Source organism: Corynebacterium striatum ATCC 6940 (genome assembly GCF_000159135.1).
Taxonomy (GTDB): Bacteria; Actinomycetota; Actinomycetes; order Mycobacteriales; family Mycobacteriaceae; genus Corynebacterium; species Corynebacterium striatum.
The window spans coordinates 1-23,615 of record NZ_GG667528.1 but is presented as its reverse complement, the minus strand read 5'-3'; the positions used below and the strand labels follow the sequence as shown (position 1 = coordinate 23,615).

Genomic DNA, 23,615 nt, shown 5'->3' with positions numbered 1-23,615 from the left:
TAACAGCCGAGGACTACGCGGACTATGCCAACACCCTCCACAAACAGCTCATCCCCCACTGAGTTTCACTCTTTTGCGGATTCGTCTCCTTCTGCAGCTACGCAAGCAACCGAGGAATTCTTTGGGCTCGTGTGGCCAGGCAAGAACTCCGCCGCCCAATTAGCTCACACACCCACCGCACTACACAAGGTGGCACAAAATGGCGAATCAGACTCTCCAAATACTATTTTTGAAGGCGACAACCTAGATGCGCTCAAGGTTCTCGGCTCAGAGGGCTTTAGGGCAGACGTTATCTATATCGACCCGCCGTATAACACAGGCAAAGAATTCGTTTACACGGACAATTACCGCCGAAGGCGAAAAATGGGGTCCGGAAGTTACGGACAATGGCACGCTGAATGGCTTTCCATGATGTACCCACGCCTATTTCTAGCTAGAGGAATTCTAAAGGAGACAGGATTCATTTTTGTCTCGATTGGTGAAGACGAATGCGCGAACCTGCGCAAAATCATGGATGAGATCTTCGGAGAGGACTGTTTCGCCGGGCAATTGATTTGGAAGAAAGGCGGAACCGGCAAGAATGACTCGAAGTATGCCGTTGTAGAGCACGAATACATTTTGTGTTACGCCAAGTCACCAGATAACCCTGGCTTCAATGTGGACGAGGGCGCGCACACATCAACAAACTATAACTTCAGCGACGAGCGCGGAAACTACTCACTGGTTCGTCTAGATTCTAAGACGCTGGGATACCTCCCGACCCTCGACTTCCCCATTACGGATGAGAAAGGCCGTCAGTACTGGCCTGACCAACCCACAGGTAAGGAGAAGGTCGCGCGCTGGCGGTGGGGACGAGAAAAGGTCGCAGCGAATTACGATCAGCTCGTCTTTCGGCGGGGGTTTGTCTATACCAAGAACTATCAAAAGAAAGGGGCTCGTCCCCGTTCAATCTTGGACGGGGAGCGTTTCGGAGTAACCCGCGCTGGACGACGCGACGCTGAAAATGTCATGGGTGTTCAAGGAGTATTTGAGTTTCCCAAGCCTGTCCGGCTCATCAAGCATCTCGTAGCCATTGCCGGTGGACCCAACGCAGTGGTCCTTGATTTCTTTGCGGGCTCAGGAACCACAGCCCAGGCTGTCTTAGAGCTCAACGCCGAAGACTCTGGCAACCGCAGTTTCCATCTCGTTCAATTGCCACAGCCCACTGCTCAGAACGGCCCTGCCTACGCTGCTGGTTTCCGCACCGTGGCCGAAATCTGCGTTGGCCGGGTTTCCGCCGTTCCGGGGGCTACTTTCCGGCACTTCCAGCTGCAAGCATCATCGGTTCAAGACGACTAACTGGTCTTTTTACCCGACTCCGGATCCTCGGTGCCTGCTGGTCTACCCGGTACGCCAAAGAAGTCTAAAACGCGGTCAGTGGCAAAGCCTTTTCCTACCTCTGCTCTGTCGTCAACGCGGCCACCAGGCCAGATGTGTGATCCACCGCCGATGCGGATGTGCTGCAGCGGAGCTTTACAGCCGACCCATGTTTGTTGCAAAGCGTTGTTGACCAGCCGCATAGTCGTGACATCCGTCGTGCACTGATTGCGCTTCCGGTTGGTCTCCATAACCGTGGACACCGAATCGTATTTTGTACCGTGGCGGGTTCCGCCGTAATACTCCACCACTGGGTCATCGGTGCCGTGCATGTCAAGGCGCCCCACTGGATCTCCGGAACAGTTCTTGTGGATGCCCTCGTAGTAGGCAGCAGAAACCGTGGCGATCGAATGGAAAGTTTCCGGCATGCGGCAAGCCAAGAACGCTGCGAAGCCACCGCCGTTGGACAAGCCAGCTGCGAAAATACGGTTGTCATCAATAGCGTAAGTCGCACGCAGACTGTCAACCATATCCGCAACGAATTTGAGGTCTTCTTCCTCAGTCGTCTTGGCATACGGTGCCGGCGTCCATGCCTTCTCGACGCCAGCTGGATACACAACAATGGCCTGCGCAGCATTCATCTCTGTGTAGCCTTCAATCGCTTTAGGTTCCTCGCCCCAACCGTGGAAGACCATCACCAGCGGCCAGCGCTTCTCAGGGTCGTATTTCTCCGGAACGTGCACAATGAAGTTACGCCCAGAAGGCAAATTAATGGAGCGGCTTTCCCCTGGCTCTGGGCCATCAAAAGGCGCAGACACCGGTATTCCGAGCTCAGAATTCTTATCCCACAGCGACGCCGATTCCGGTTTTATCGGAGCAGGCGTTGCACAAGATGTCAAGAAAAAAAGGCTGGCACAAACAGCAGCAGTTCTAAGTACGGCATTGGGAGTGAGCACGGGCTAGTCACGTCCTTTCTGCCATGCGTTCCAAAGTTGCCAGTATCGGCCCTTAGAATCTAGCAGCTCATTATGTGTGCCCCGTTCAATAACACGTCCGCTTTCCATCACTAGGATGCAATCGGCCTGGGAAGCTTGATCCAGTCGGTGCGCAACGATCAGCGCAGTGCGGCCATCCGTCACAGCGTCGGCAGCTGCCTCCAAAGCCCCCGCGCCGACCGAGCCAGCCTCGGCCGTAGCTTCATCCATGACAACCACTGCAGGGTCCAGCAGCAAAATGCGCGCCAAAGCGAGCTGTTGCGCCGCGACCGGCTCAAGCTGTATTCCCCGCGCACCGACAACGGTGTCCAAGCCATCGGCAAAGGTGTCTACCCAGTCTGCTTGGACACCGCGCAGTGCGGCCCACATTTCCTCGTCAGTGGCATTCGGACGCGCTAAGGACAAGTCATCACGCAAAGTGCCTGAAAAGACATAAACCTCTTGGGAAACCAGCGCGAGACGGGCGACTCGCTCGGCGTCGGAAAGCCGCGACACCTCGATCCCATCAACCTGCACTGAGCCTGCACTCGGAACGCGCAACCCTGCAGCAAGCGCAGCGACGGTGGTCTTACCTGCGCCGGACGCTCCTACGAGGGCCACAGTTTGTCCAGGAGCTATATGAAGGTCAAGGTCTTCAACTGCCCACGCATCAGTGTTTTCCTCACTGTCATAGCTACTGTCATAGCTGAAGCTAACACCCCGCATAGAAACATCACCCCGCGGCTGCGGCGCACCAGCCGGCGAAATTGGAAGCGGCGGATTAACCGTCACCCCAACGATTCGAGCTAGTGAAGCATAGCCCGATTGAACCGTGTCGAGCACTCGCATAAGCCCCATGAGCGGTCCCCGCAGACGAATGAGCATCAACATTGCCGCGGTAACGGCACCCACGGTCATCGCACCACTAGAGGTGACCCAGAAGCCGACGAAGAGACCTACCCCAAGCATCACCAGCTCCACCGCGGTAATCCACAGCTGCAGGACCATCATCGTGCGTCGCGCGCTATAACCGTTTTCCACCACGGCACGCGAGGCCTGACTAATGCCGCTGCGCATCCGCTGCTCCATCGCATATGCCCGCACCGTGGCCCGGCCATGAATAGTCTCCAAAACCCGGCGCGCACGCTCAGCCATGGATGCGCGCTCATTTGCATAACGCTGCGGTGCATGCCGCAGATAATTGCGTGCCGCTACAAAGTAGATGGGTCCCGCGCATGCCACCACCAAGAGGTATTGCCAGTCCAAGGAGATTAGGGCCACGGCCGTGGTAACAATCGCAAAGATCGAGCTAGTCAGAACCGGGACCGTCTCAGTAACCGCTGCGGAAAGTTCACTCACGTCATCTGTTGAGCGTGAGACCAAATCACCAGACCCGGCCTCCTCGACGCGGTGGACAGGCAAGCCCAAGGCAGTGCCCACGGTTTCCTCGCGCAGATTCGCAATGACCCTCTCTGTAAGACGTGAGAGCAAGTAGAACCCGCCAGCGGACAACACGGCCGAGGCTATCGCCACGAGCACGAGTTCCACGCTAATCCATGCGAGGCCGCGCAACTCGCCTTCGCCCGACACCACCGCATCAACCACCCGGCCTAAAAGGATAGGGATATAGACGTTCGCCACCGCACCGCCAATAAGCAAGAGGAAGGCCACGAAACTGCGGCGTTTAGCGTGCGCAATCGCATGCAGATGAGCGGTAACCTTCTGCCGTACCTGCAGCCACGTTGCAGTAGGAAATCGCATGGCTATCTGCCCTTCCCAGTGTGTTCGTTAAGCTGCGGCGCCTCAACTGTCTCGGCAACTGCTGCCCACGCTGGTGCATTCGTGTAGACAACGGTGGTTTGTCCCGCGCGTGCTTGGGAGACCCGCTCAGCTATCTTTTGCTCCGTCACGGAGTCGACGGCCGTGGTTGGATCCTGCAAAATGAGGACTTCCGGCGCTGCTGCGATAGCACGTGCCAACGCAACGCGTTGCCGCTGGCCACCAGATAAGGCTCCACCATTCTCCCCGACGTTCTTGCTCAGTCCACCCGGAATATCCTCGGCGGCCGCAACCTGCAGCGCTTGAGCTGCCACAGCGGAATCCTCATGAATATTGGACTGAACACTGCCGGCAAAAAGGTCAGCCGCATGGGGTGCCACCAAGAAGCGCTCACGTGGTAGGTCGTCGAGTTCTTCCGGCGCAGCGCCCTTTACAACGTGGAGACCAGGTCCCCACTGCGGAGCCTGAGGCGTGCTGGCTGCACGGAACGGGCTGTCCAAAAGCTCCGTGATGCGCCGCCCGCTTGCCTGCGCAGCCGCCCACCGGGAAGCAATGTTTTTGCCCATCATCGTCATTGGAGTGATGACAAACTGCGTCAGGCCCACCACGGTTATCAACTCGCCCACTGTCACCGTGCCGTTTACGGCCAAAGCTCCCGCAGCAATCGCCACGGCAATGACGTAGATGGAACCGACTGCCTCCGTTATCGCGTTGAGGCGTGCCTGCGCACCGTTTGCATCAATCGTGCGTTCATAAGCAGCGTCAGAAACCGCCGAATAACGCTTGCGCACTGTGCCAATAGCGCCCAAGCCCTTCAGGATGCGCAAGCCTTGTACAACATCTGTCGCCGTAGCTGAGGCTTGGGCCAGCGCCGCCTGCCGCGCACCGGACCGTGAGCGCAAAGGTTTGGCCGCCACCAAGGAAATCCACACAACCACTGGCCCTCCGAGGAGCACCGCAATGCCTAGGGGCACGTTGACCCGTGAAGTCATAATCGCCACGTAGACAATCGAGCAGACCTCAGCCACGGGAAACACCGTCATGATGACGGCCTCGGACACGCGTTTCGCATCCGAGGAGGCAATGGAAAGCAGCTCACCGGCTGTACGCGCACGGCCCCCGATGCCCCGTGGATCTTGAATGCGATCTGTAACCGCCATGCGCAAGTCGTGGCCCACCTCGAGCATCGCACGGGAGAACATACCCCGCGCAAACCAAGCTGCCACTGCATTGAGCGCGAAAATCGCTACGAGAATGCCCAGCCAACGCAGCAATGCGTCGAAGGAATGGATGGCGATCGCGCCGTCAATAGCACGGCCGACGATGACGGGTGTCATACCGTTGCACACGAACGATATCGACATCAAGATCGCAGCGGGGATGGTCTTCTCGCGCCGGGAAAACACGGTTTTCAACAGCCACCGTGGGTCCTTGGGCGCAGGAAGATTCGACATGGTAAGCCATTCTATTTCAGAGCCTTGGATTTTCTGGAACCAGCAAACGCGGTAGGTTATTTTCACTATGTCTTCGCACTTGCCTGAGCCCTCGCATTATCCCAGCTACAGAAAAGCTTCGGAGAAGGAGAATCCAACGTTTCGGGGAGAGGCGCACCGCACGCGCTCAGCGCTTTCTTTCGCGCATGGTGCTGATACCTACCACGACGTGCGTCCGAGCTATCCAGGCGAAGTTGCCGAGCTCATCGCGGACGCCCACACAGTCCTTGATGTTGGTGCCGGTACGGGAAAGCTGACGGAGACTCTCACCAACCTCCAGGTGCTCGCCTGCGATCCATCTCCGGACATGACTCGGGTTCTGCGTGAACAGTTGGGGGTTCCTACGTGGCGTTCGGTGGCAGAGAGCACTGCGCTTGGCGACGCCTCCGTGGATGCCGTTGCCTGTGCACAGACCTGGCATTGGGTGGACGTCGCCAAGGCGTGCGGTGAATTCGATCGCATAGTCCGCCCAGGCGGCAAGGTGCTCCTGGTGTGGAACACCCTCGACGTTGGTGCCGATCCGTGGTTGCTGCGGCTGGCGCGCATCATGCACTCAGGCGATATTCAGCGACCTGGCTTCTACCCCGAGGTCTCTGCTCCTTGGGAGATCACAAAGGAGCTGCGTCTGAAGTGGAACCATATTCTCACTCCAGAGCAGCTCCATCAGCTGATGCACACTCGCTCCTATTGGCTGCGTAACACTACCAAGATTCACGACCGGATGACACACAACCTGAACTGGTATTTGTATGAGCACATGGGCTTTTCCGAGGGGCAGGCTTTGGAGATTGCCTACCGCACTGATGCCTTTGTGCTCACGCGAGCTGTCGCTGCTTAGAGGATGGCGGATGCCAGCAGGGAGCCGACCACGCAGGACGTGAACACGGAGATTGCGCCCGGGATGATGAACGAGTGGTTGACCACGAACTTGCCGATGCGGGTGGTACCTGTGCGGTCGAAACCGATGCAGGCCAGATCGGAAGGGTAAGTCGGGAGGATGAAGTAGCCGTAGGCTGCGCCGTAGAAACCGACGATGATCGCTGGGTCGATGCCCAGGGACAGGCCAATCGGAGCGATTGCAACGAGGGCGGCAGCCTGGGAGTTAACCAGCTTGGAAACGATGAGCAGCACGATTGCGTATGCCCATGGCGCGGTCTGCACAATGCTGCCCAAGTTAGCTTCGAGGGCATCGATATGGGACTCGAAGAATGTATCAGCCATCCAGGCAACACCGAAGACGGAGAAGACTGCCGTCATGCCAGCCTTAAACACAGGAGTGGAGGCGATCTTCTTGTTGTCGACGTTGCAGAAAATGAGAATGATTGCGCCGGCGACAAGCATGACCATCTGAATGACAAGGTTCATCGAGAGGGCCTTCATCTCACCATCCTCGTTAGGGAAGGACGGGCGCAGGACATCAAAGGCGCCGAGGATGACGACGACTGCGATGGCGGTCAAAAATACAACGACGGAGCGCTTGGCAGAGGCTGGAAAGACCTCGTCGAGTAGAGAGTGGCTGGAGGATTGGATGGACTTCGCAAACTCTGGGTCCTTCATTTTCTCCTGGAATGCAGGGTCCTTATCGAGGTCCTTGCCGCGACGCAGTGACCACAGCGCAGCGAGGAGGACGCCGGAGAGGGAAGCCGGGATGGCGACCATGAGGATCTGTGGGATGGAGTAGGAAACACCAGTGATGCCAGCGTTCTCAGCGATGATGGATGCAAGGGACACGGTGGCCACAGAAACCGGCGAAGCGGTGATACCCATCTGGGCAGAGGTGGAGGCAACGGCCATGGGGCGCTCCGGGCGGATGCCCTTCTTCAGCGCGATGTCCTCGATGATGGGAAACATCGTGTACACAACGTGTCCGGTACCGCAGAGCACGGTGAGGAACCAGGTGGTCAACGGAGCAAGGATGGTGATGCGCTCAGGGTGCGCGCGGAGGAATTTCTCCGCGAATTGCATCATCACCTCGAGGCCTCTGGCTTGTTGGAGGGTTGCGGCACAGCCGATGACGGCGATAATGGTCAGCATCACGTCTACTGGGGGCTCGCCCGGCGCAAGGCCGAAAACGAAGACCATGATGATAAGGCCGAGGCCAGAGATAAGGCCTAGGCCGAGGCCGCCGTAACGCGTACCTAAGAGAAGCGCAGAGAGAATGATGATGACTTGGAGGACGATCGCGACTGCTGAGGTCGGGTCGAGAATGGAGGCTAACATGAAGAGCCTTTCTGGAAGTCAATACTTGATTACCCTCTCAGAATATCCGAACAGGCAGAATCACAGACAATCAAAAAGGCGAGCCATTCATCACACTTTTCAAAGTGTAAGAATGGCTCGCCTTTTTGGTATAATCGCAGCGTAACGGCCGTACTGCTAGCGCTTCCCCATCGCGATTAGCGCTTGGAATTCTTTCCGCGGCGCTCGCGCACGCGGACAGCAATGCGCACCGGAGAGCCGTGGAAGCCGAAGCGCTCACGGAACTTACGCTCCAGATAGCGGCGGTAGCCAGCATCCAAGAATCCAGTGGTGAATAGAACGATGGTGGGCGGCTGCGTGGACGCCTGGGTGGCGAACAAGACGCGGGGCAAACGATTGTTCTTCATCGGTGGTGGGTTGGCAGCGATTGCCTCGCGCAGCCAGTTGTTGAGCTGGCCGGTAGAGACACGCTGGTCCCAACTTTCCAAAGCTTCAATCATCGCAGGCTCGAGACGCTGCAGGGCGCGCCCAGTCTGAGCGGAGATGTTCACGCGGGTCACCCACGGCAGGTGGCGCAGCTGCTCGTCGATCTCGCGGTCGAGGTAGTAGCGGCGATCCTCATCCATAAGATCCCATTTGTTGAAGGCAATAACCAAGGCCTTGCCTGCCTCCAACACCATGTTGAGAACGCGCTGGTCCTGCTCGGAGACCTCTTCGGAGGCGTCGATAAGCATGATGCAAACCTCCGCCGCGTCGATGACACCGCGGGTGCGAAGAGACGCGTAGTACTCGTGCCCCTGGGCATTCTTGACCTTCTTGCGCAGGCCGGCAGTATCGATGAACTTCCACAGACGCTGATCAAGCTGAACCAGGGAGTCAACGGGGTCAACCGTGGTGCCAGCAGCATTGTCTACAACGGAGCGTTCCTCCGAGGTGAGCTTGTTGAGCAAGGAAGACTTACCCACGTTTGGCTTGCCCACCAGGGCCACGCGGCGCGGGCCGGAGGTGATGGAGGCGTGGCGTGGCTCCTCAGGGAACAGGCGCAGGATCTCGTCGAGAACGTCAGCGCCGCCGCGGCCATGCTGTGCCGAGACAGGCCAGGGATCGCCCAGGCCCAGAGCATAGAACTCAGCCATGTCGGCGTACATGGTCTCGGAATCAAACTTGTTGGAGACCAAGATGACCGGAACTTCGGACTTCTGCAGCTTGCGGGCCATGACCGCGTCGGTCTCGGTAATGCCGACCTTGGTGTCGACGACGAACACGATGACGTCGGCGGTATTCATCGCCAGCTCTGCCTGACGGGCGATTGCGGCGTGAATGCCCTTCACGTTGGGGTCCCACCCGCCGGTATCTTGGACGAAGAAACGCTGGCCGTTCCACTCGGCGACATAAGAAACTCGGTCCCGGGTCACGCCCGGGTGGTCCTCCACCACGGCCTCACGGCGGCCGAGGAAACGATTGACCAAGGAGGACTTGCCCACGTTCGGACGTCCGACAACGGCGACCGTGCAGAGGTTTTCCTCAGTGTGCTGATCATCAACGCCGAAGGCGCGGGAGAGCTCCTCCCACTCTTCTTCGCTTAGTGGATCTTCGTCGTTGTCGAAGTCCTCACCAAAGTCGGCTTCACCGAACTCAGATTCGTCGATTTCAGACTCATCAAACTCGTAGTCAAACTCGTTGGCGTCGAAGTCCTCAGGAGCCCAACCGCCGTGTGGATCCCTGACTGTCTCCTCTTCGAGTTTGCCCACTGGATAGTGAAACTCGGTTTCGAAGTCGCCTGAGACGGCATTGTCTTCTTGATGCTCAAAATCCTTAGCCATTGGCGGACTCCTTCACGATGTTAATAAGGGTGTCGAGGACTTCTTCGAGGGTCATCTCAGAAGTATCGACGATGGTTGCATCCTCCGCCGGACGCAGTGGTGAGGTGGCGCGGGAGGAATCAGCAGCGTCGCGGCGTTCAACGCTGGCAAGCACGGTGTCAAAGTCGGAGTCGATACCCGCAGCAACGTTTTGGTCATGACGACGCTGGGCGCGAACAGCGGCTGATGCAGTCATGAAAGCCTTCGCAGGAGCGTCCGCCAACACGGTGGTGCCGATGTCGCGGCCTTCAACGATGGCACGGTGTGCCTCACGAGCGAGCTTGCGCTGCAGCTCAACAAGGTTCTGACGAACCTCAGGTACTGCGGAGACAGCCGAGACGTTGCGGGTGACTTCGTCTTCACGAATGACGCGGGAGACGTCCTCTCCTGCTAGCAGAACCTGCTTGGAATCAGGGTCGTCAGAGACTTCCAACGGGAGGTCTGCAGTGGCGGCGATGACGGCCGCCGTATCGCTGGGGTCCACGCCGGCGCGCAGAACAGCCAACGTAGCCACGCGGTACATCGCACCGGTGTCCACGTACTTTGCGTCGAGACGCTTAGCCAGTGCGCGGCAGGTGGTGGACTTACCGGTTCCGGAAGGTCCGTCGACGGCAAGTATCATGCCGCCTTCAGGCATGTTAGAAATCATCTTCTCCTCCATTACATCCCCACCGCCTTGTACAGGCTCGCGAGCTCGTTGGAGTTCAGCGCACGCAGAATACCAGGCTTCATCTCACCAAGCTGGAGCGTGTGCAGCTTCGTGCGCACGAGGCGCTGAACTGGGAAGCCAGCTTCCTTGAGCATGCGACGGACGATATGCTTGCGACCTTCGTGCAGCTCGACGCGGACCAAGGAATAGCCCTGGTTCTTGTCCACGATCTGAACATAGTCAGCCTTGGCGAGTCCGTCTTCGAGTTCCACGCCTTCTTTCAGAGTGCGTACGAGGCCATTTCCAGCCTCGCCCAAAACAGTAGCGAGGTAGGTCTTACGAACCTCGTACTTGGGGTGCATCAGGCGGTTTGCCAACTCGCCGTCATTGGTGATGAGAATGAGTCCCTCGGTATCGGCATCAAGACGACCGACGTGGAACAGGCGCTGGCCTGCTGCAACACGGTCACCAATCAAGTCGCCGATGCACGGACGGCCAAGCTCATCGCTCATGGTGGACTGCAAGCCACGCGGCTTGTTGAGAATGAAGTACCGGGTCTCTTCGTTGACGTTGATGCGCACGCCATCAACACGGATGACATCGACGTTCGGATCAACACGCACGCCCTGCTGCATGACGATCTTGCCGTTGACCTCTACGCGGCCAGCGTCGATCATGATTTCGGCGTGGCGACGCGAGGCTACGCCTGCCTTAGCAAGCACTTTCTGGAGGCGCTCTCCCTTGGGGTTATCACCAACCAACCAGTCGGCGCCCAAGTCACGAGCTACGGAGTCTGCGGTGGCCTTCTTCTTATTTGCGCGTTCACGCTTGTCTACGTGCTGACGGCGGGCCGGTTTCGCATTGGAGACAAACATGTCGCTGTCTCTCTTCTTCTTTTCCGGTGTGCCGTCTCGGCGAGCGGGTGGGGTCACGATAAGTGTCCTTTTCAATTGGAGTTATGAAGTTACCTGGGCCATGCTACCCCACTGCTTCCCCACGTGCTAATACCCAAATGCCTTGTACCGGCCCAATACCGAGCTAGTCTGACCTAATTCTGAGTCAATGCTGCGCTAGTACTCCGCATCAATCTGCTCGAGGTCAGGCAACAGCGGCGCCAGGTCCGGCAGGCGCTCCAGTGAGTCAATTCCCAGCAACTCCAAAAAGAGTTCGGTCGTTTCATAACGGTGCGCCAGACCCTCTTGGGGTAATTCCCTAACCAGTCCACGTACGGTCAGCGTGCGCATTACGCCGTCCACGTTGACGCCACGGACTCCAGCGACTTGCGCGCGGGTAACGGGCTGGCGATAGGCAACGACAGCGAGGGTCTCTAACGCAGCTCGGGAAAGCTTGGTTTGGGACCCGTCGAGCAAGAACTCCTCAACCGCATCAGCGTTGTCTTGACGGGTATAGAAACGCCAGCCCTCGGCAGTCTCCCTGAGGTCAATTCCAGATCCGCGGGAATCGAATTCGCGCTGAATGGCGCGCAAGTGGTCGCTGACAACGGACTTCTCGAGTTCTAGGGCACGCGCCAAAGACTCAACGGAGGCGGGTGAATCGATAACCAGAAGAATGGACTCAAGACGCGACCGTTGCTGCGAAATCAGGGGAAGTTCCATGCGGGCAACTTTACTGCACGAAGATCGTGTGCCAACAAGCCACTAGCGAGACGCAAAAAGCACGGTCTCTCCCCTATCCTCTACTTGCTGGAACTAGTCCCAGTTGGCCGCTGCCACAACGGCTGGGTCGACGTCAAGGCCGGTCCACGACAAATCCAGAGGGCCTAAGGACTCGGGCTGCTCGGCTTCGACGGCCTTCGCTTTATACAGCTCCAACAGAGCTAGGAAGCGGCCCACGACTTCCATCGACACCGTGCAGTCACGGGTCAACGCATCGAAGCTCATCCATTGCCCTTGCCCGAGAAGCTTGAGGGTGCTGAGAATCTTGCCGGCCTGTTCCGGCACTGACACCGCCACTTGGTGAATGTGCCCAGTTCCCACTTCCTCAGGCGGCTTAGGCCGAAATACGCTGGCAGCAATCTCTGCAAAGGACGCTGGCGTGTGCCCTAGGTGCACCGGTGGCAACAAGTCCACAAAGGGTTGCTCGATAGACACCGCCCGCGGATAGCGGCGGCGAGCTTCGCGCTGCCATTGCGCAAACTGATCGGCAACCTGCTTATAGGCCTTGTACTGCAAAAGACGTGCGAAAAGCAGGTCGCGCGTCTCAAGGAGCTCGAGGTCATCAAGATCGTCTACTTCCCCGCGCGGCAACAAACGAGCTGCCTTAAGGTCCAGCAAAGTTGCAGCCACCAACAGGAACTCTGTGGTCTCATCGAGATCTGCCGTGGCGCCGAGCTGCCGGGTGTACTCCACGAACTCATCGGTGACCTCAGAAAGCGCGACCTCGGTAACGTCGAGCTTCTTGGACTGGATCAACTGCAAAAGCAGATCAAAAGGGCCCTCGAAATTGCGCAGCGCAATTCGAAAGCCCGTAATCTCCGGTTGTGTCACGTGGCCGGCACCTAAACGTTGGAGCGCTCGATGACCTCTTTAGCGAGGTTGCGGTACTGCTGAGCCGCCTGGGAGCTCGGCGCCCAGCTAGTAATAGGCTCACCCGCCACCGAGGTCTCGGGAAAGCGAACAGTGCGTGTGATGACGGTGTCAAAGACCTTGTCACCGAAGTACTCGACCACGCGGTCCATCACCTCACGCGCATGCTTGGTGCGGCGATCGAACATAGTGACCAGAATTCCCATGACTTCCAGGTCAAAGTTAATGCGCTCGGAGACCTTCTCCACGGTATCGGTCAGCAGAGCAAGGCCGCGCAGGGAGAAGAACTCGCATTCCATAGGGATGATTACGCCCTGCGAACAAGCCAACGCATTGACGGTAAGCAGGCCAAGCGAAGGCTGGCAGTCAATAATGATGAAGTCATAGTCGCGGCGAATCGGACGCAATGCACGCGCCAAGGTGTGCTCGCGGCCCACCTCATTAACCATTTGAATCTCCGCAGCGGAGAGATCAATGTTCGCCGGTACCAAGTCCAGGTTAGGAACCGAGGTGTGTTGAATCGCGGAGTGAATCGACGTTTGGCTGTCAAGCATGACGTCATAAATGGTGTCTTCGATCTGGTCATGCGTGAGACCCAAGCCTGCGGACAAAGCACCCTGCGGATCAAGGTCAACGAGCAGGACTTTACGACCTAGCTCAGCAAGGCACGCACCCATGTTAATGGTAGAGGTCGTCTTACCCACGCCGCCCTTTTGGTTACACATCGAAATGATGGTGGCTGGACCATGCTTTTCCAGCGGAGCCGGTTCTGGCAGCTCACGGATAGGACGACCAGTCAGCCCAACCTGCGCTTCAGAGGCTGAAAACAGTCCCTCTTCACTCACAGTCACACCTGCTTCCTTGACCACAATTCGATCATAAATACGATCTCACACCGCCACGCGGACAGCTCATTACAACGTTGTGATTATAGAGTACCCTCTTCACCCTAAATATCGCGATAATGCGTGACTATCCAGCCTGAGAACTTGATTTAGCGGAAGACTTGCCGCGTCGAGCAAAGAACCACGCCAGTGCGCCAAGTAGCAACGCTCCTATTGCACCACCCACCCACGGGAGGACGGAGCAAGAATCATCCGCATCAGATCCGTTGCCGTCCGCGCAATGTTCAGAGACTCAAGCCTAGGCTCTCGGATGGGCTGTACGCCAAACTTCCCGCAACGAATCCGCGGTGACATGGGTATAGATCTGCGTCGTCGTCACCGAAGAATGACCCAGCAATTCCTGTACCGTACGCACATCGGCGCCGCCTTCCAGCAGGTGGGTGGCGAAGGAATGGCGAAGCGTATGCGGGGATATTGACTTGTTCAATCCAGCACGCTGGACCGCAAGTTTGAGCGCAGCCCAAGCGCTTTGCCGCGACAATGCACCGCCACGTGTATTAAGGAAGAGCGCGTGCGACTTTCCCTTCGATAACACTGGCCGCGCACGCACTAAGTACTCCTCAACCGCTTTCTGTGCCTGCGAACCCACAGGCACCATGCGCTGTTTGTTACCCTTGCCTGTCAGGACCAGAATCCCGTCGTTATCGCTCATGTCGTCCACGGACAACGCGATGACCTCGGAGATACGCGCGCCCGTCCCATACAGCATTTCCAGCAGCGCACGGTCGCGAATATCAATTGGCGTCGCGGTCTCCCCATCCGGCACTGAGTCAATGAGTTTTTCTACCTCGTCCACGCGCAATGTTTCGGGCAGGTGCGCAGCGTTCTTGGGAGGCGCCACCTCCCCGGCCACGTCCACGTCAAGTACGCCCTCAGCCACGCCAAACTTGTGCAGACCTCGTGCCACGATCAACGCCCTGCTTGCCGACGCCGCGGCTAGCCCACCGCGCAAAAACTTCAGGTATTCCTCGACCATGCCACGATCGACATCCGCGAGATCATCAATCCCATTGTCCGCCAGCCACCCCAAGTAGCGACGAACATCGCGACGATAGTTGCTCAACGTGTTTGCCGAAGCCCCCTTTTCCACGGCCAGGTGGTTGAGCCACGTTTGGGCGAGTGCTTCCGCTTTCACAGCTTCTTCAGGTCTGGTCCTAGTCGACGCCCCGCCATCGACTTTGGACGAAGTTCGAAAGGCTCGTCAACGCTGCGCGGGGTTCGACCACCTCGCAACACCGCGTACGCGGCAAGAATTCCCGTACACGCAATGGAGTTGGCAATCTCACCGGAGATGACTTGGTCGACGGCATCGTCAAGCGCCACCCAAGCAAAGCCCATGTCTGCTTCCTCGTCCCCCTCAGCGGCCAGCCGCGGCACTTCTGACAAATCCCGCGCTAAGAAGACGCGAACGGCCTCCTCACAGAAGCCCGGCGAGGTGATGATGTCGGCAAGCACCGACCAATCCTGCGCAGCCAAACCTGCTTCTTCCTGGAGCTCTCGGCGCGCCCCAGTTAGCTCATCTTCGCCCTTAATGTCGAGTAATCCTGCAGGAAGCTCCCACAAACGGCGGTCAACGCTGCGACGGTACTGATGAACCATCGCAATGCGCTCCGCGTCGTCAATAGCCACGATGGCCACTGCACCAAAATGCTCAACGACTTCTCGGAAGGCAGTGGTGCCACCAGGCATAACTACCTCGTCTCGGCGCACGGCGATAATCGGGGCGTCGAGAAGCAGCTCGCTTCCCACGACCTCAAAATCGTGAGACATTTTAGATGTCCTCCGGCAGTGCAGGCGCAGCCGCATCAGCGGACGCCGCGGAGCCATAGGCTCCCTTGCCGCCGTCGAGCTGCTCCTTGACCGCCATCACAGCAGCCATACGGGAGACAGTGCGATTGCTCGAGTCGACAGTGGAAATCCCGGACTTCTCTTCCCGCAATCTACCAATGATTCGATCATCTGCGGTCTGCTCCACTCGTGCTGCCACCACGGTGTTTCCACCGGCCGCATCAAATGCCTTGAGGAAGTTCACTGAAGCGTCGGTGTAATAGCCGGAAACGCCCTTGCCACCGACATACACCACTGCTTGAGCAGGCAAGATAGTGCCGTCCTCGTAGTCGATGTAGCCGGCGTCGCGAAGCGCCTGCAAAAGATTTGCGCGGTCCTTAGTCGATGAAAGAGGTTCCGTGGTCTTTGGATCCATCAACAGTGCTGCACCCAAAGCTTGACCGGAGTGCGTGCCTGCATCCACCTTTTTGGTGTCGAGCTTTGTTCCAGCAGGAAGCGCATTTGTCACCAAAGACAAAAGCTTATCTGCGCCTTCCTGGCGGAAAAACTCATCGGTCAAGGTGATTTGTCCTGCGTCTTCTGCGTCAGCAGACTTCAGAAGATCGCGAACGGCACGGACATCCCCTTCATCGGCCTCCCCCGTCGCAATGACCATAACTGGACGCTGTGCGAGGCTGCCATCGACTACCAAAGGAGCGAGCTTATTCATCACCGAGTCGCTTGAGTCAGCTTGCGCCTTGAGAATGTCTTCTGACTGCGCCTTCTTCTGGAACTCCTCGCGCAGAGAATCATCGCCGCCTGCCCCGCCAGAAGGCATGTTCGGAGCGATGGCCAATGCGCCCAAGGCAACGCCAAGAGCCGTACCAAACCCAAGTCCCGCGACGAGAAGCGGCTTAGCTCCCATTACTTAAACCACCCCTGCACGCTCAATGCAATGTTGTTCCACATATCAATCAAGTTCTGGCCAAAGGAAGCGTCACCGCCAAGTCCCACGATGAGGACAATTGCTGCCAGAGCTACCAAAATACCCAGAACAGCCCACAGCCAGCCGGTGTTGGTCGAGCTGGGCGCGGTATAGAGGTTGATAACTGCATCGGCATCGACTAACCGGGTGCCGGCCTTCATGCGAGAGAGCAAGGCTGCCGGAGTTGCGTGTGCTTCGTTGGCAAAGACATCATCGAGATCGATAGAGCCGCCGACCTGAACGATCATCTGCGCTCCATGGTAGTCAGCAAGAAGCAATGCCAAATCCGTAGCAGAGTCTGTTGCCGCCGGGAAAGTCATTGCGCCGATGCCGAGATCCTGGATGCGCTCAAGGCCTTCAGCAGTGCCGTCTGGTTCCGCCGGAAGGATAACCCGCGCGCCACTGCGCAGGGTCTCAGAGCTGATCGCAGAAGGGTCGCCAACGATAAAGTCAGGCTTGTATCCCAGCTCCGCTAAGGTGTCCGCAGCACCATCAACACCGATGATGATGGGTTCATACTCGCGAATGAAGTTGCGCAGCAACTTGACCTTGTTGCGGTGATCCTCCGAAGGAGAAACCACCAAGACCTTGCGGCCGGCCATCTCTGTGCCGGAATCGGGAACGCCTAGGCCATCGATGAGCAGCGGCCCTTCAGCGTGAATGAACTCGATGGAGTTTCCGAAGTACGCCTCCATGTGGTCAATCAGCTCGCGCTGTGCTTCAGAGAACTTCTCCTCCGCCTTCTCCCGAGTGACGATGCTGCCAGAAGCAATCTTCTTATCGCCAACGAAGACGGTACCTTCTTCGCTAATGCGGGCCTTCTTGCCATCCTTGAAGCTGGAAACGAACTCCTCGCCCACTCCCTCAACGAGGGTGACATCGGCGTCGAGAAGCATGTGCGGACCGTAGTTAGGGATTGATCCGGTGGTGAACTCTGCGACGTTGATGACTGCGGCAGGTTTGATATCGACCAGCGTTTGCGCTTCTTGGCGCGAAATGTTGGCGGCATTGATGACGGCAAAGTCACCTTCGGCGAACTTCTTCATGCCCTTTCCGCCTGGCGTGCAGTCGCGCAGTGCGCCATGTTCACCAGGCAGATCGGAATTTCGGGAAAACAGACTCATGCGCCACATTCTCCCCCGTCACGACATCAATGTGTGGAAGGCGCGCGGAACTGAGCCACTTCTGATTGGGCGCGATCAAACAATTCCTGCGCGTGCGCACGCCCCGTCTCAGTGTCGTCGAGGCCAGCGAGCATGCGCGCGAGCTCCTCAACGCGTTCCTGGGAGCTCAAGTCGCTCACGCCCGAGGTGAACTTCTCCTTGGATACGTGCAGGTGAGAGTCCGCATAGGCGGCTACCTGGGGCAGGTGGGTCACCACGATTACCTGGTTGGAGGTTGCAAGCCGCGCTAGGCGACGCCCAATCTCCACCGCCGCGCGACCGCCAACGCCCGCATCTACCTCGTCGAATACGAGGGTTCCGCCATCGCCGTCGGAGAGCACAACCTCCAGCGCCAGCATGACTCGGGAGAGCTCACCGCCCGAGGCCGCACTAGCCAATGGTTTGCCGTTGAGCTGGAACTCGACTTCGTCAGCACCCGTCTTCGAGTACTTGGTCTGGCGAACTTCCACCGTGAGATCAGAATTCGGCATGGCGAGGCCGTGGATTTCCTCCGAGACCAACGAGCCTAGGTTCTTGGCGGCCTTGGTACGAGCCTTGGTCAAGGCGGCGGCTTTTTCGACCATTACCTTCTCGGCTTCCATCACTTTGGCACGAAGCTCATCCAGGGCTTCGGCCGAGGTATCCATCGACTCAAGTTTGGCTGCGGCTGCGTCGCGCCACGCCAAGACACCATCGATGTCCGCGGCATACTTGCGGGTCAGCTGCTTGAGATCCTGTTGGCGGCGCAGAGACTGCTCTAGCAAGTTTGGGTCTGCGGGCAGCGCACCGAGGTATGCGCCAAGTTCGCTAGCAATGTCGGAGAGCTGGCTGGTGAGCTCGCTGAGCCTCTCTCCCAGCGCTGCAAGCTCTTTATCGGTTGCGCCCACCAATGCGCTCTCGGCGCGCCCCAGCAAGCTGGACGCGGCCTCCGCATCATCGTAGGAATCCTCGCCATCGATGGCGGACAGCGCTGTGGCGGCAGCCTCACGAAGGGTATCGACGTCCTGCAAGCGTTGAATAAGGGTGACCAGCTCGCCGTCCTCGCCAGGCTCCGGTGCGACTTCGCCGATCTCTTTGAGCGCAAACTGCAGGCGGTCTACTTCCTGGGCCAGCTCGCGCCGCGACTCTGTGCGATGCTTGTAGTCCTTGGCTAGCTCACGCCAGAAGCGAAAGGCCTCTGTATATGCCTGCCTAACGGCCGCAATTTTGGGATCCGAGCGATCAACTGCTGCGAGTTGCTGCTCAGGAACAAGGAGTCGCAACTGGTCATTTTGGCCATGGACCGTGAGAACGTTTGAGGAAAACTCGCCCAAGGTAGCGGCGGGTACTGCCCTGCCACCGAGGTAGGCACGCGAGCGCCCTGCCGAGGACACGGTACGAGAGACGATAAACTCACCGTTTTCATCGGGATCGCCTCCCACGGCTTCAACCACTTCCGCTGCCTGCGGATGCGAGGTGGCGAAACGTCCTTCAACAGCTGCCTTTTGTGCACCATCGCGTACACGCGATGCGTCGGCGCGGCCACCGGCAAGCAAACGCAAGCCCGTGACAACCATGGTCTTACCAGCGCCGGTTTCGCCGGTGAGGACGGTAAGCCCCTCGGCGAACTCCGCCGAGGAGCGTTGGATGACACCTAAGTCTTCAATGGTGATGTCAACTAACATGCGCTAGCTACACCTGCCTTTCTGTTACTTAGCTTTGCGGGCCGCGCCATCCGTGGACAGGCAAGTGCAGCTTGGACACGAGCCTGTCGGTGAAAGGCTGATTATCAAGGCGCACCCATTTGACCGGGTGTACACCGCGGACTGCCTCAACGCGGGCACCTGGCGGCATGGAAATTTCGCGGAATCCATCGAGGATAACAATCGCGGGTGTGGTGGCTGTCGCCGACTCTACCGCGATTTTGGATTCAGGTGAGACCACCAAGGGCTTGGTGAATAGCGCGTGGGCATTGTTCGGTACTACCAACAAGGCATCCAGCGAGGGCCATAGGACTGGGCCACCTGCGGAGAACGCATAGGCCGTAGAGCCCGTGGGAGTTGAAATCAGGATGCCGTCGCAGCCGAAGGAAGAAACGGGGCGGCCATCTACTTCCAAGATGGCGTCCAGCACACCAGAACGGTTGAGGTTTTCAACGGAGGCTTCGTTAAGGGCCCAGCCACGATCCAACAAGCGACCATTGCAGTCTGAGACCTCAATATCGAGGGTCAAGCGGTCCTCGACCTCGTAGTTGCGGTCGATGACTCGGACGAGCGCCCGCTCTAGCGATTCTGCTTCCCACTCGGCGAGGAAACCAACGTGCCCGAGGTTGATGCCCAACACTGGAACGTCTACGGCACGTGCCATGTCGGCGGCACGCAGGAAGGTGCCGTCACCGCCCAACACGAGGACGAGCTCGCAGCCCGCGGCAGCAGCCGGAGTGTGCTCGACGTGTTGTAGGTTTGGCAGGACGTGCTCAGCGGCGCTCACGCGCACCTTGATGCCAGCGTCCTGCAAGATTTCCGCGGCGCGAATGGTTGCTTCGAGGTTGTCAGCACGGCTGGCGTGCGGAACGAGCAAAATTTCGCGCTTCACTGGGGCCCCTCCTCGATGGCCACACGGACCATGTCTTCAATGTCTTCTTCTGAGGTTACCTGTCCGTCTTTGACGAGCCACAGGAAATACTCAACATTTCCGCTCGGGCCAGGCAAGGGCGAGGCTGCAACACCGCGCACGCTGACGCCCAGGGTTTGCGCAAAGCCGGCAACGTCTTGGGTTACTTCCTGACGCAGCTGCGGCGAGCGTACGACGCCCCCAGTGCCAATGCGGTCCTTGCCAACTTCGAACTGTGGTTTAACCATCGGCAGCAACCATGCGCCGTCAGCCATAACGTCCACGATTGCGGGAAGAACCAGTTTAAGGGAAATGAACGAAAGATCGCCCACCATGGCGTCGCAGGGTCCGTCTGTGAGCTCGAGAGTCAGGTTGCGGATGTTGGTGCGGTCCATGACCTTGACGCGGTCGTCGTTCTGCAGGCGCCACAGGAGCTGGCCATAGCCGACGTCGACGGATAGAACTTCGCGGGCACCTTTGCGCAGGCAGACATCGGTAAAGCCGCCCGTGGACGCACCGGCGTCCAAAACACGCTTGTCCTTGACACCAACATCAAAAGCCTCTAAAGCGCCGAGCAGTTTATGGGCACCACGGGATGCCCAATCATCGGCCGCGTCAGCTTCGACTTTGATGGAGACCTCTGGCTCGACAACCGTAGCAGGCTTCGATGCCTTGAAGCCGCCAACCGTTACTCGGCCGCCTTTGATCATCTCGACAGCCTGCTCTCGCGAACGAGCAATTTTCCTGCGGACTAGTTCCGCATCCAAACGACGCCGCTGTGGTGGCATTAGTTCTCCTGCAAGGCCTCACGCAAAACCGCGTGGGCACGGTCTAACTGGGCTACTTCTTCGCTTAACGAGGCCGCTTCGACGCCCAAGATTTCAGACATTGCATTATCAACCTCTTCTGGCGCCATGACGGCCCGGGGATCATGCGGCTTTATCGCCATGCCGCAACAGCCTTCTCGGCGAATTCACTGCGTGGCTGAATATAACGCGGCGGCTCGGGCATCGCCCACGCAACCTCCAGTACTGTGCGCAGTGCTTGGATGGACGTCGACTTAGAGTTTCCTCCCTGCAACACAATGTCATAACTGTCGACGCGGGCACGGAAATCTCCTTGCGCACTTGGTTTCGCCACCGCTGTGGGCAGAGAAAGCTCATGGAAACCCGCACCAACAAAGGTAGGTCGATGCTCTACCGGAGCTTCGATAAGCTCCAGCTCCCCAGAGACGCCAGTTAATACATGGAAAGTGTCCATAGCTGCAGCGTTGCCACCGGCGATATCCGTATTCAAACGGTCGCCGACAGCCAGAGGTTTCTTAGAGCCGACCTTCTTGGCGGCATAGGCGAACATGGCAGGTTCGGGCTTTCCCGCCGAAATGGGCTCTACCCCAGTAGCCGCAGCCACAGCTCCAACGAGGGCACCGTTGCCCACGGCAAAGCCACGCTCGGTGGGCAACGATGTGTCCAAGTTCGAGGCGTAAAACTTAGCGCCATTGTTGATGGCATAAGCAGCCTCAGACAACTGTGCCCAGCCCACAGACTTGTCCATGCCTTGCAGAACAGCTGCTGGCTTGTCATCGGCGCTGTTGACTACTTCGTAGCCGGCGTCACGAGCAAGAGCGCGGAAAGAATCCGCACCAATAATGAGGACCTTGGAGCCAGCTGGTATCTCAGCGCCCATGAGAACCAAGGCAGCCTGCGCAGAGGTGACTACATGTTCAGCATCTGCGTCCAGACCTATCTCCCGGAGCATCTCAGAGACTGCCTGCGGGCTACGCGAGGCATTGTTGGTTACATAGACCGCCGGGACGCCGCAGGAGTTGATGACGTCGACAACGCACTGAAGAGGCTGACCGCCCTCCCAGACGGTGCCGTCAAGGTCTAAAAGGAGGGAGTCGTGAGCTTTGAGGATGTTCATTTCTAGATCTCGGCCAGGCGCTCAGTTGCGTCGGTCCAATCTCCTTCATCAATCTTGACGGTGTGCTTGAACCACTCGGTAGCCTCATCATTTCGGCCGGCTTCGAGCAGCGCATTGGCGTAAGCGTAGGACAATCGGCAAGCGGAAAGGCCGCGTGCTTCCTTGGTGGGGTTAGCTCGCTGAATGGTCACGACTGCCGACTCCGGTTGCCCCATGTCAATACGGGCGCCGGCGACGACGATGGCAAGCTCGATAGCGGACTCCGGGTCCAAGCTGCGAGCCGCTTCACTACGACCAAGTTCAACGGCCTTTTCAGGACGGCCGAGACCGCGTTCGCAGTCAGCCATGACGGCCAAGAGGCCAGGACCGCCAGAGATACGGCGTGCGGCACGCAGCTCAGAGAGGGCTTCCTTCCACTCGCCTGCGTGGTAAGCAGCAATGCCGTTGGCTTCGCGCGCTACGGCAACGCGGCCGGCACGATCCTTGGCAGCACGTGCGTGACGCAATGCGAGCTTAGGATCATCGTCCATCCAAGTGCCAGCCATGATCAGGTGCTTGGCCACAGCCTCCATGTTTTCCTTGGACAGTGAACGCAAGTCCTGAAGAACAGAAGGATCAAGATCCTCGATATCGATGTCCGAAGGAAGGTCCGGATCGGTCATGCGGCGGTTAATACGCTCCTCGCGGTAGCCGGAACGCTGCGGATGCGCCTTGCTCTTGTCGTTCCTTTTGCGGCCATTACCACGACGCTCATCACGATTACGGCCACCACGGTTGCCATTGCGGTTGTCTTCACTGCGGCCGCGACGATCATCGCGCCCTCCACGGCGATCGTTATTTCGATTCCCACGTCGGTCATCGCGGTGATCGTCGCGACGGTCATTATCACGGTGGTTGCGGCGGTTCTCGCGGCGCTCGCCTCGATCCTCTCCACGGAAATCATCACGGCGTTCTCCGCGGCGCTCATCGCGACGATCACTACGGCAGCGCTCATTACGGGCGCCATAGCCGCGACGACCTGAGCCACCTTTACCGGACCCGTTGCCGCCATCATTACGACCGTTGAAACTGCGTTCAGACATTCAGCCTTACTCTCTTCTTGATTAAAACTCGTCCGTTTCTAACGGCCTAGTCTACAGGCCTTTATGGACAAGACAGAAACTTCTACCCTACGCATTACACGGCTCATATCCAATTCAACCCAACTAAGCCAAACAGAACCAAATAGCAAAACCAACATGCGAAACATAAAGCGCTGACGTTAAGCACCCAAGTAAAACAAAACGGAGCCTCGAATACCACGCTAAAGCCCGGACACAACCAAACACTAGAGATCATGTGGGTTCTACACATGGGTGATCTATCGGCAATTGAAGTAAAACGTCAAGTAGCGCCTGTGCTGTTCCGTTGTTTCGGATAGCT

At 58.1% G+C, this 23,615-nt stretch carries 22 protein-coding genes; 2 read left to right on the top strand and 20 right to left on the bottom strand.

Annotation, left to right across the window (positions count from 1 at the left end):
- Positions 1–24 precede the first annotated feature (24 nt).
- On the top strand, positions 25–1,338 hold the full coding sequence (locus HMPREF0308_RS10525) for a site-specific DNA-methyltransferase (protein ID WP_005531447.1): 1,314 nt from the start codon (positions 25–27) through the stop codon (positions 1,336–1,338).
- Here HMPREF0308_RS10525 and HMPREF0308_RS10520 read toward each other — a convergent pair.
- From HMPREF0308_RS10520 to HMPREF0308_RS10510, 3 genes are read right to left on the bottom strand one after another with little or no spacing between them, the layout of a single operon-like run.
- Positions 1,335–2,255: a CE1 family esterase gene (locus HMPREF0308_RS10520; RefSeq protein WP_115340937.1), complete on the bottom strand. Its 921-nt coding sequence runs from the start codon at positions 2,253–2,255 to the stop codon at positions 1,335–1,337. The two genes, HMPREF0308_RS10525 and HMPREF0308_RS10520, sit on opposite strands and share 4 nt — an antisense overlap.
- 60 nt (positions 2,256–2,315) lie before the next feature.
- Entirely contained in the window at positions 2,316–4,091 is a 1,776-nt protein-coding gene (locus HMPREF0308_RS10515) for an ABC transporter ATP-binding protein (protein ID WP_005531444.1), read from the bottom strand.
- A 2-nt stretch (positions 4,092–4,093) separates the two neighbouring features.
- Positions 4,094–5,563 carry an ABC transporter transmembrane domain-containing protein gene (locus HMPREF0308_RS10510; protein WP_034657487.1) on the bottom strand — a complete coding sequence of 490 codons (1,470 nt, stop codon included), beginning with the start codon at positions 5,561–5,563 and terminating at the stop codon, positions 4,094–4,096.
- 67 nt (positions 5,564–5,630) lie between these two features.
- Between HMPREF0308_RS10510 and HMPREF0308_RS10505 the strand changes: the two genes are divergently transcribed.
- A complete protein-coding gene (locus HMPREF0308_RS10505; protein ID WP_005531440.1) occupies positions 5,631–6,440 on the top strand; it encodes a class I SAM-dependent methyltransferase in 810 nt (269 codons plus the stop codon).
- On the opposite strand, the gene HMPREF0308_RS10500 is transcribed toward HMPREF0308_RS10505, so the two are convergent.
- From HMPREF0308_RS10500 to HMPREF0308_RS10425, 17 genes are all read right to left on the bottom strand, one after another.
- The gene (locus HMPREF0308_RS10500) at positions 6,437–7,822 is read right to left on the bottom strand and encodes an anaerobic C4-dicarboxylate transporter (protein WP_005531437.1); all 1,386 of its coding nucleotides are present in this window, start codon (positions 7,820–7,822) and stop codon (positions 6,437–6,439) included. The two genes, HMPREF0308_RS10505 and HMPREF0308_RS10500, sit on opposite strands and share 4 nt — an antisense overlap.
- A gap of 176 nt (positions 7,823–7,998) precedes the next feature.
- Positions 7,999–9,624, bottom strand: a complete 1,626-nt coding sequence (gene der / locus HMPREF0308_RS10495) for a ribosome biogenesis GTPase Der (RefSeq protein WP_005531435.1) — start codon at positions 9,622–9,624, stop codon at positions 7,999–8,001.
- Positions 9,617–10,312: a (d)CMP kinase gene (gene cmk / locus HMPREF0308_RS10490; RefSeq protein WP_034657532.1), complete on the bottom strand. Its 696-nt coding sequence runs from the start codon at positions 10,310–10,312 to the stop codon at positions 9,617–9,619. The genes der and cmk overlap by 8 nt, the downstream gene beginning before the upstream one ends.
- Before the next feature lie 11 nt (positions 10,313–10,323).
- Complete coding sequence (locus HMPREF0308_RS10485; protein WP_034657485.1) at positions 10,324–11,244, bottom strand: pseudouridine synthase; 921 nt, start codon at positions 11,242–11,244, stop codon at positions 10,324–10,326.
- Positions 11,245–11,382: 138 nt separating this feature from the next.
- Positions 11,383–11,928 carry an SMC-Scp complex subunit ScpB gene (gene scpB / locus HMPREF0308_RS10480; protein WP_005531429.1) on the bottom strand — a complete coding sequence of 182 codons (546 nt, stop codon included), beginning with the start codon at positions 11,926–11,928 and terminating at the stop codon, positions 11,383–11,385.
- A gap of 93 nt (positions 11,929–12,021) precedes the next feature.
- The gene (locus HMPREF0308_RS10475; RefSeq protein ID WP_005531427.1) at positions 12,022–12,819 is read right to left on the bottom strand and encodes a segregation and condensation protein A; all 798 of its coding nucleotides are present in this window, start codon (positions 12,817–12,819) and stop codon (positions 12,022–12,024) included.
- An 11-nt stretch (positions 12,820–12,830) separates the two neighbouring features.
- Positions 12,831–13,703 (bottom strand): ParA family protein, encoded by an 873-nt coding sequence (locus HMPREF0308_RS10470; protein ID WP_034657531.1) that lies wholly within the window; start codon positions 13,701–13,703, stop codon positions 12,831–12,833.
- A gap of 298 nt (positions 13,704–14,001) precedes the next feature.
- On the bottom strand, positions 14,002–14,898 hold the full coding sequence (gene xerD / locus HMPREF0308_RS10465; protein WP_005531424.1) for a site-specific tyrosine recombinase XerD: 897 nt from the start codon (positions 14,896–14,898) through the stop codon (positions 14,002–14,004).
- Positions 14,895–15,533, bottom strand: a complete 639-nt coding sequence (locus tag HMPREF0308_RS10460) for an NUDIX domain-containing protein (protein WP_005531422.1) — start codon at positions 15,531–15,533, stop codon at positions 14,895–14,897. Before HMPREF0308_RS10460 ends, xerD begins: the two co-directional genes overlap by 4 nt.
- 1 nt (position 15,534) lies before the next feature.
- On the bottom strand, positions 15,535–16,455 hold the full coding sequence (locus tag HMPREF0308_RS10455; protein ID WP_005531420.1) for a copper transporter: 921 nt from the start codon (positions 16,453–16,455) through the stop codon (positions 15,535–15,537).
- A complete protein-coding gene (gene steA, locus HMPREF0308_RS10450; RefSeq protein WP_172465261.1) occupies positions 16,455–17,648 on the bottom strand; it encodes a putative cytokinetic ring protein SteA in 1,194 nt (397 codons plus the stop codon). The genes HMPREF0308_RS10455 and steA overlap by 1 nt, the downstream gene beginning before the upstream one ends.
- A 17-nt stretch (positions 17,649–17,665) precedes the next feature.
- Complete coding sequence (recN, locus tag HMPREF0308_RS10445; protein ID WP_005531416.1) at positions 17,666–19,342, bottom strand: DNA repair protein RecN; 1,677 nt, start codon at positions 19,340–19,342, stop codon at positions 17,666–17,668.
- Positions 19,343–19,370: 28 nt separating this feature from the next.
- Positions 19,371–20,252: an NAD kinase gene (locus HMPREF0308_RS10440; RefSeq protein WP_005531415.1), complete on the bottom strand. Its 882-nt coding sequence runs from the start codon at positions 20,250–20,252 to the stop codon at positions 19,371–19,373.
- Positions 20,249–21,058, bottom strand: a complete 810-nt coding sequence (locus HMPREF0308_RS10435; protein WP_005531412.1) for a TlyA family RNA methyltransferase — start codon at positions 21,056–21,058, stop codon at positions 20,249–20,251. Before HMPREF0308_RS10435 ends, HMPREF0308_RS10440 begins: the two co-directional genes overlap by 4 nt.
- A complete protein-coding gene (locus HMPREF0308_RS13925; protein ID WP_005531410.1) occupies positions 21,058–21,219 on the bottom strand; it encodes a hypothetical protein in 162 nt (53 codons plus the stop codon). Before HMPREF0308_RS13925 ends, HMPREF0308_RS10435 begins: the two co-directional genes overlap by 1 nt.
- Entirely contained in the window at positions 21,210–22,193 is a 984-nt protein-coding gene (locus HMPREF0308_RS10430) for an HAD-IIA family hydrolase (protein ID WP_005531409.1), read from the bottom strand. The genes HMPREF0308_RS13925 and HMPREF0308_RS10430 overlap by 10 nt, the downstream gene beginning before the upstream one ends.
- Before the next feature lie 2 nt (positions 22,194–22,195).
- Positions 22,196–23,275 carry a tetratricopeptide repeat protein gene (locus tag HMPREF0308_RS10425; protein ID WP_255313642.1) on the bottom strand — a complete coding sequence of 360 codons (1,080 nt, stop codon included), beginning with the start codon at positions 23,273–23,275 and terminating at the stop codon, positions 22,196–22,198.
- Positions 23,276–23,615 lie beyond the last annotated feature (340 nt).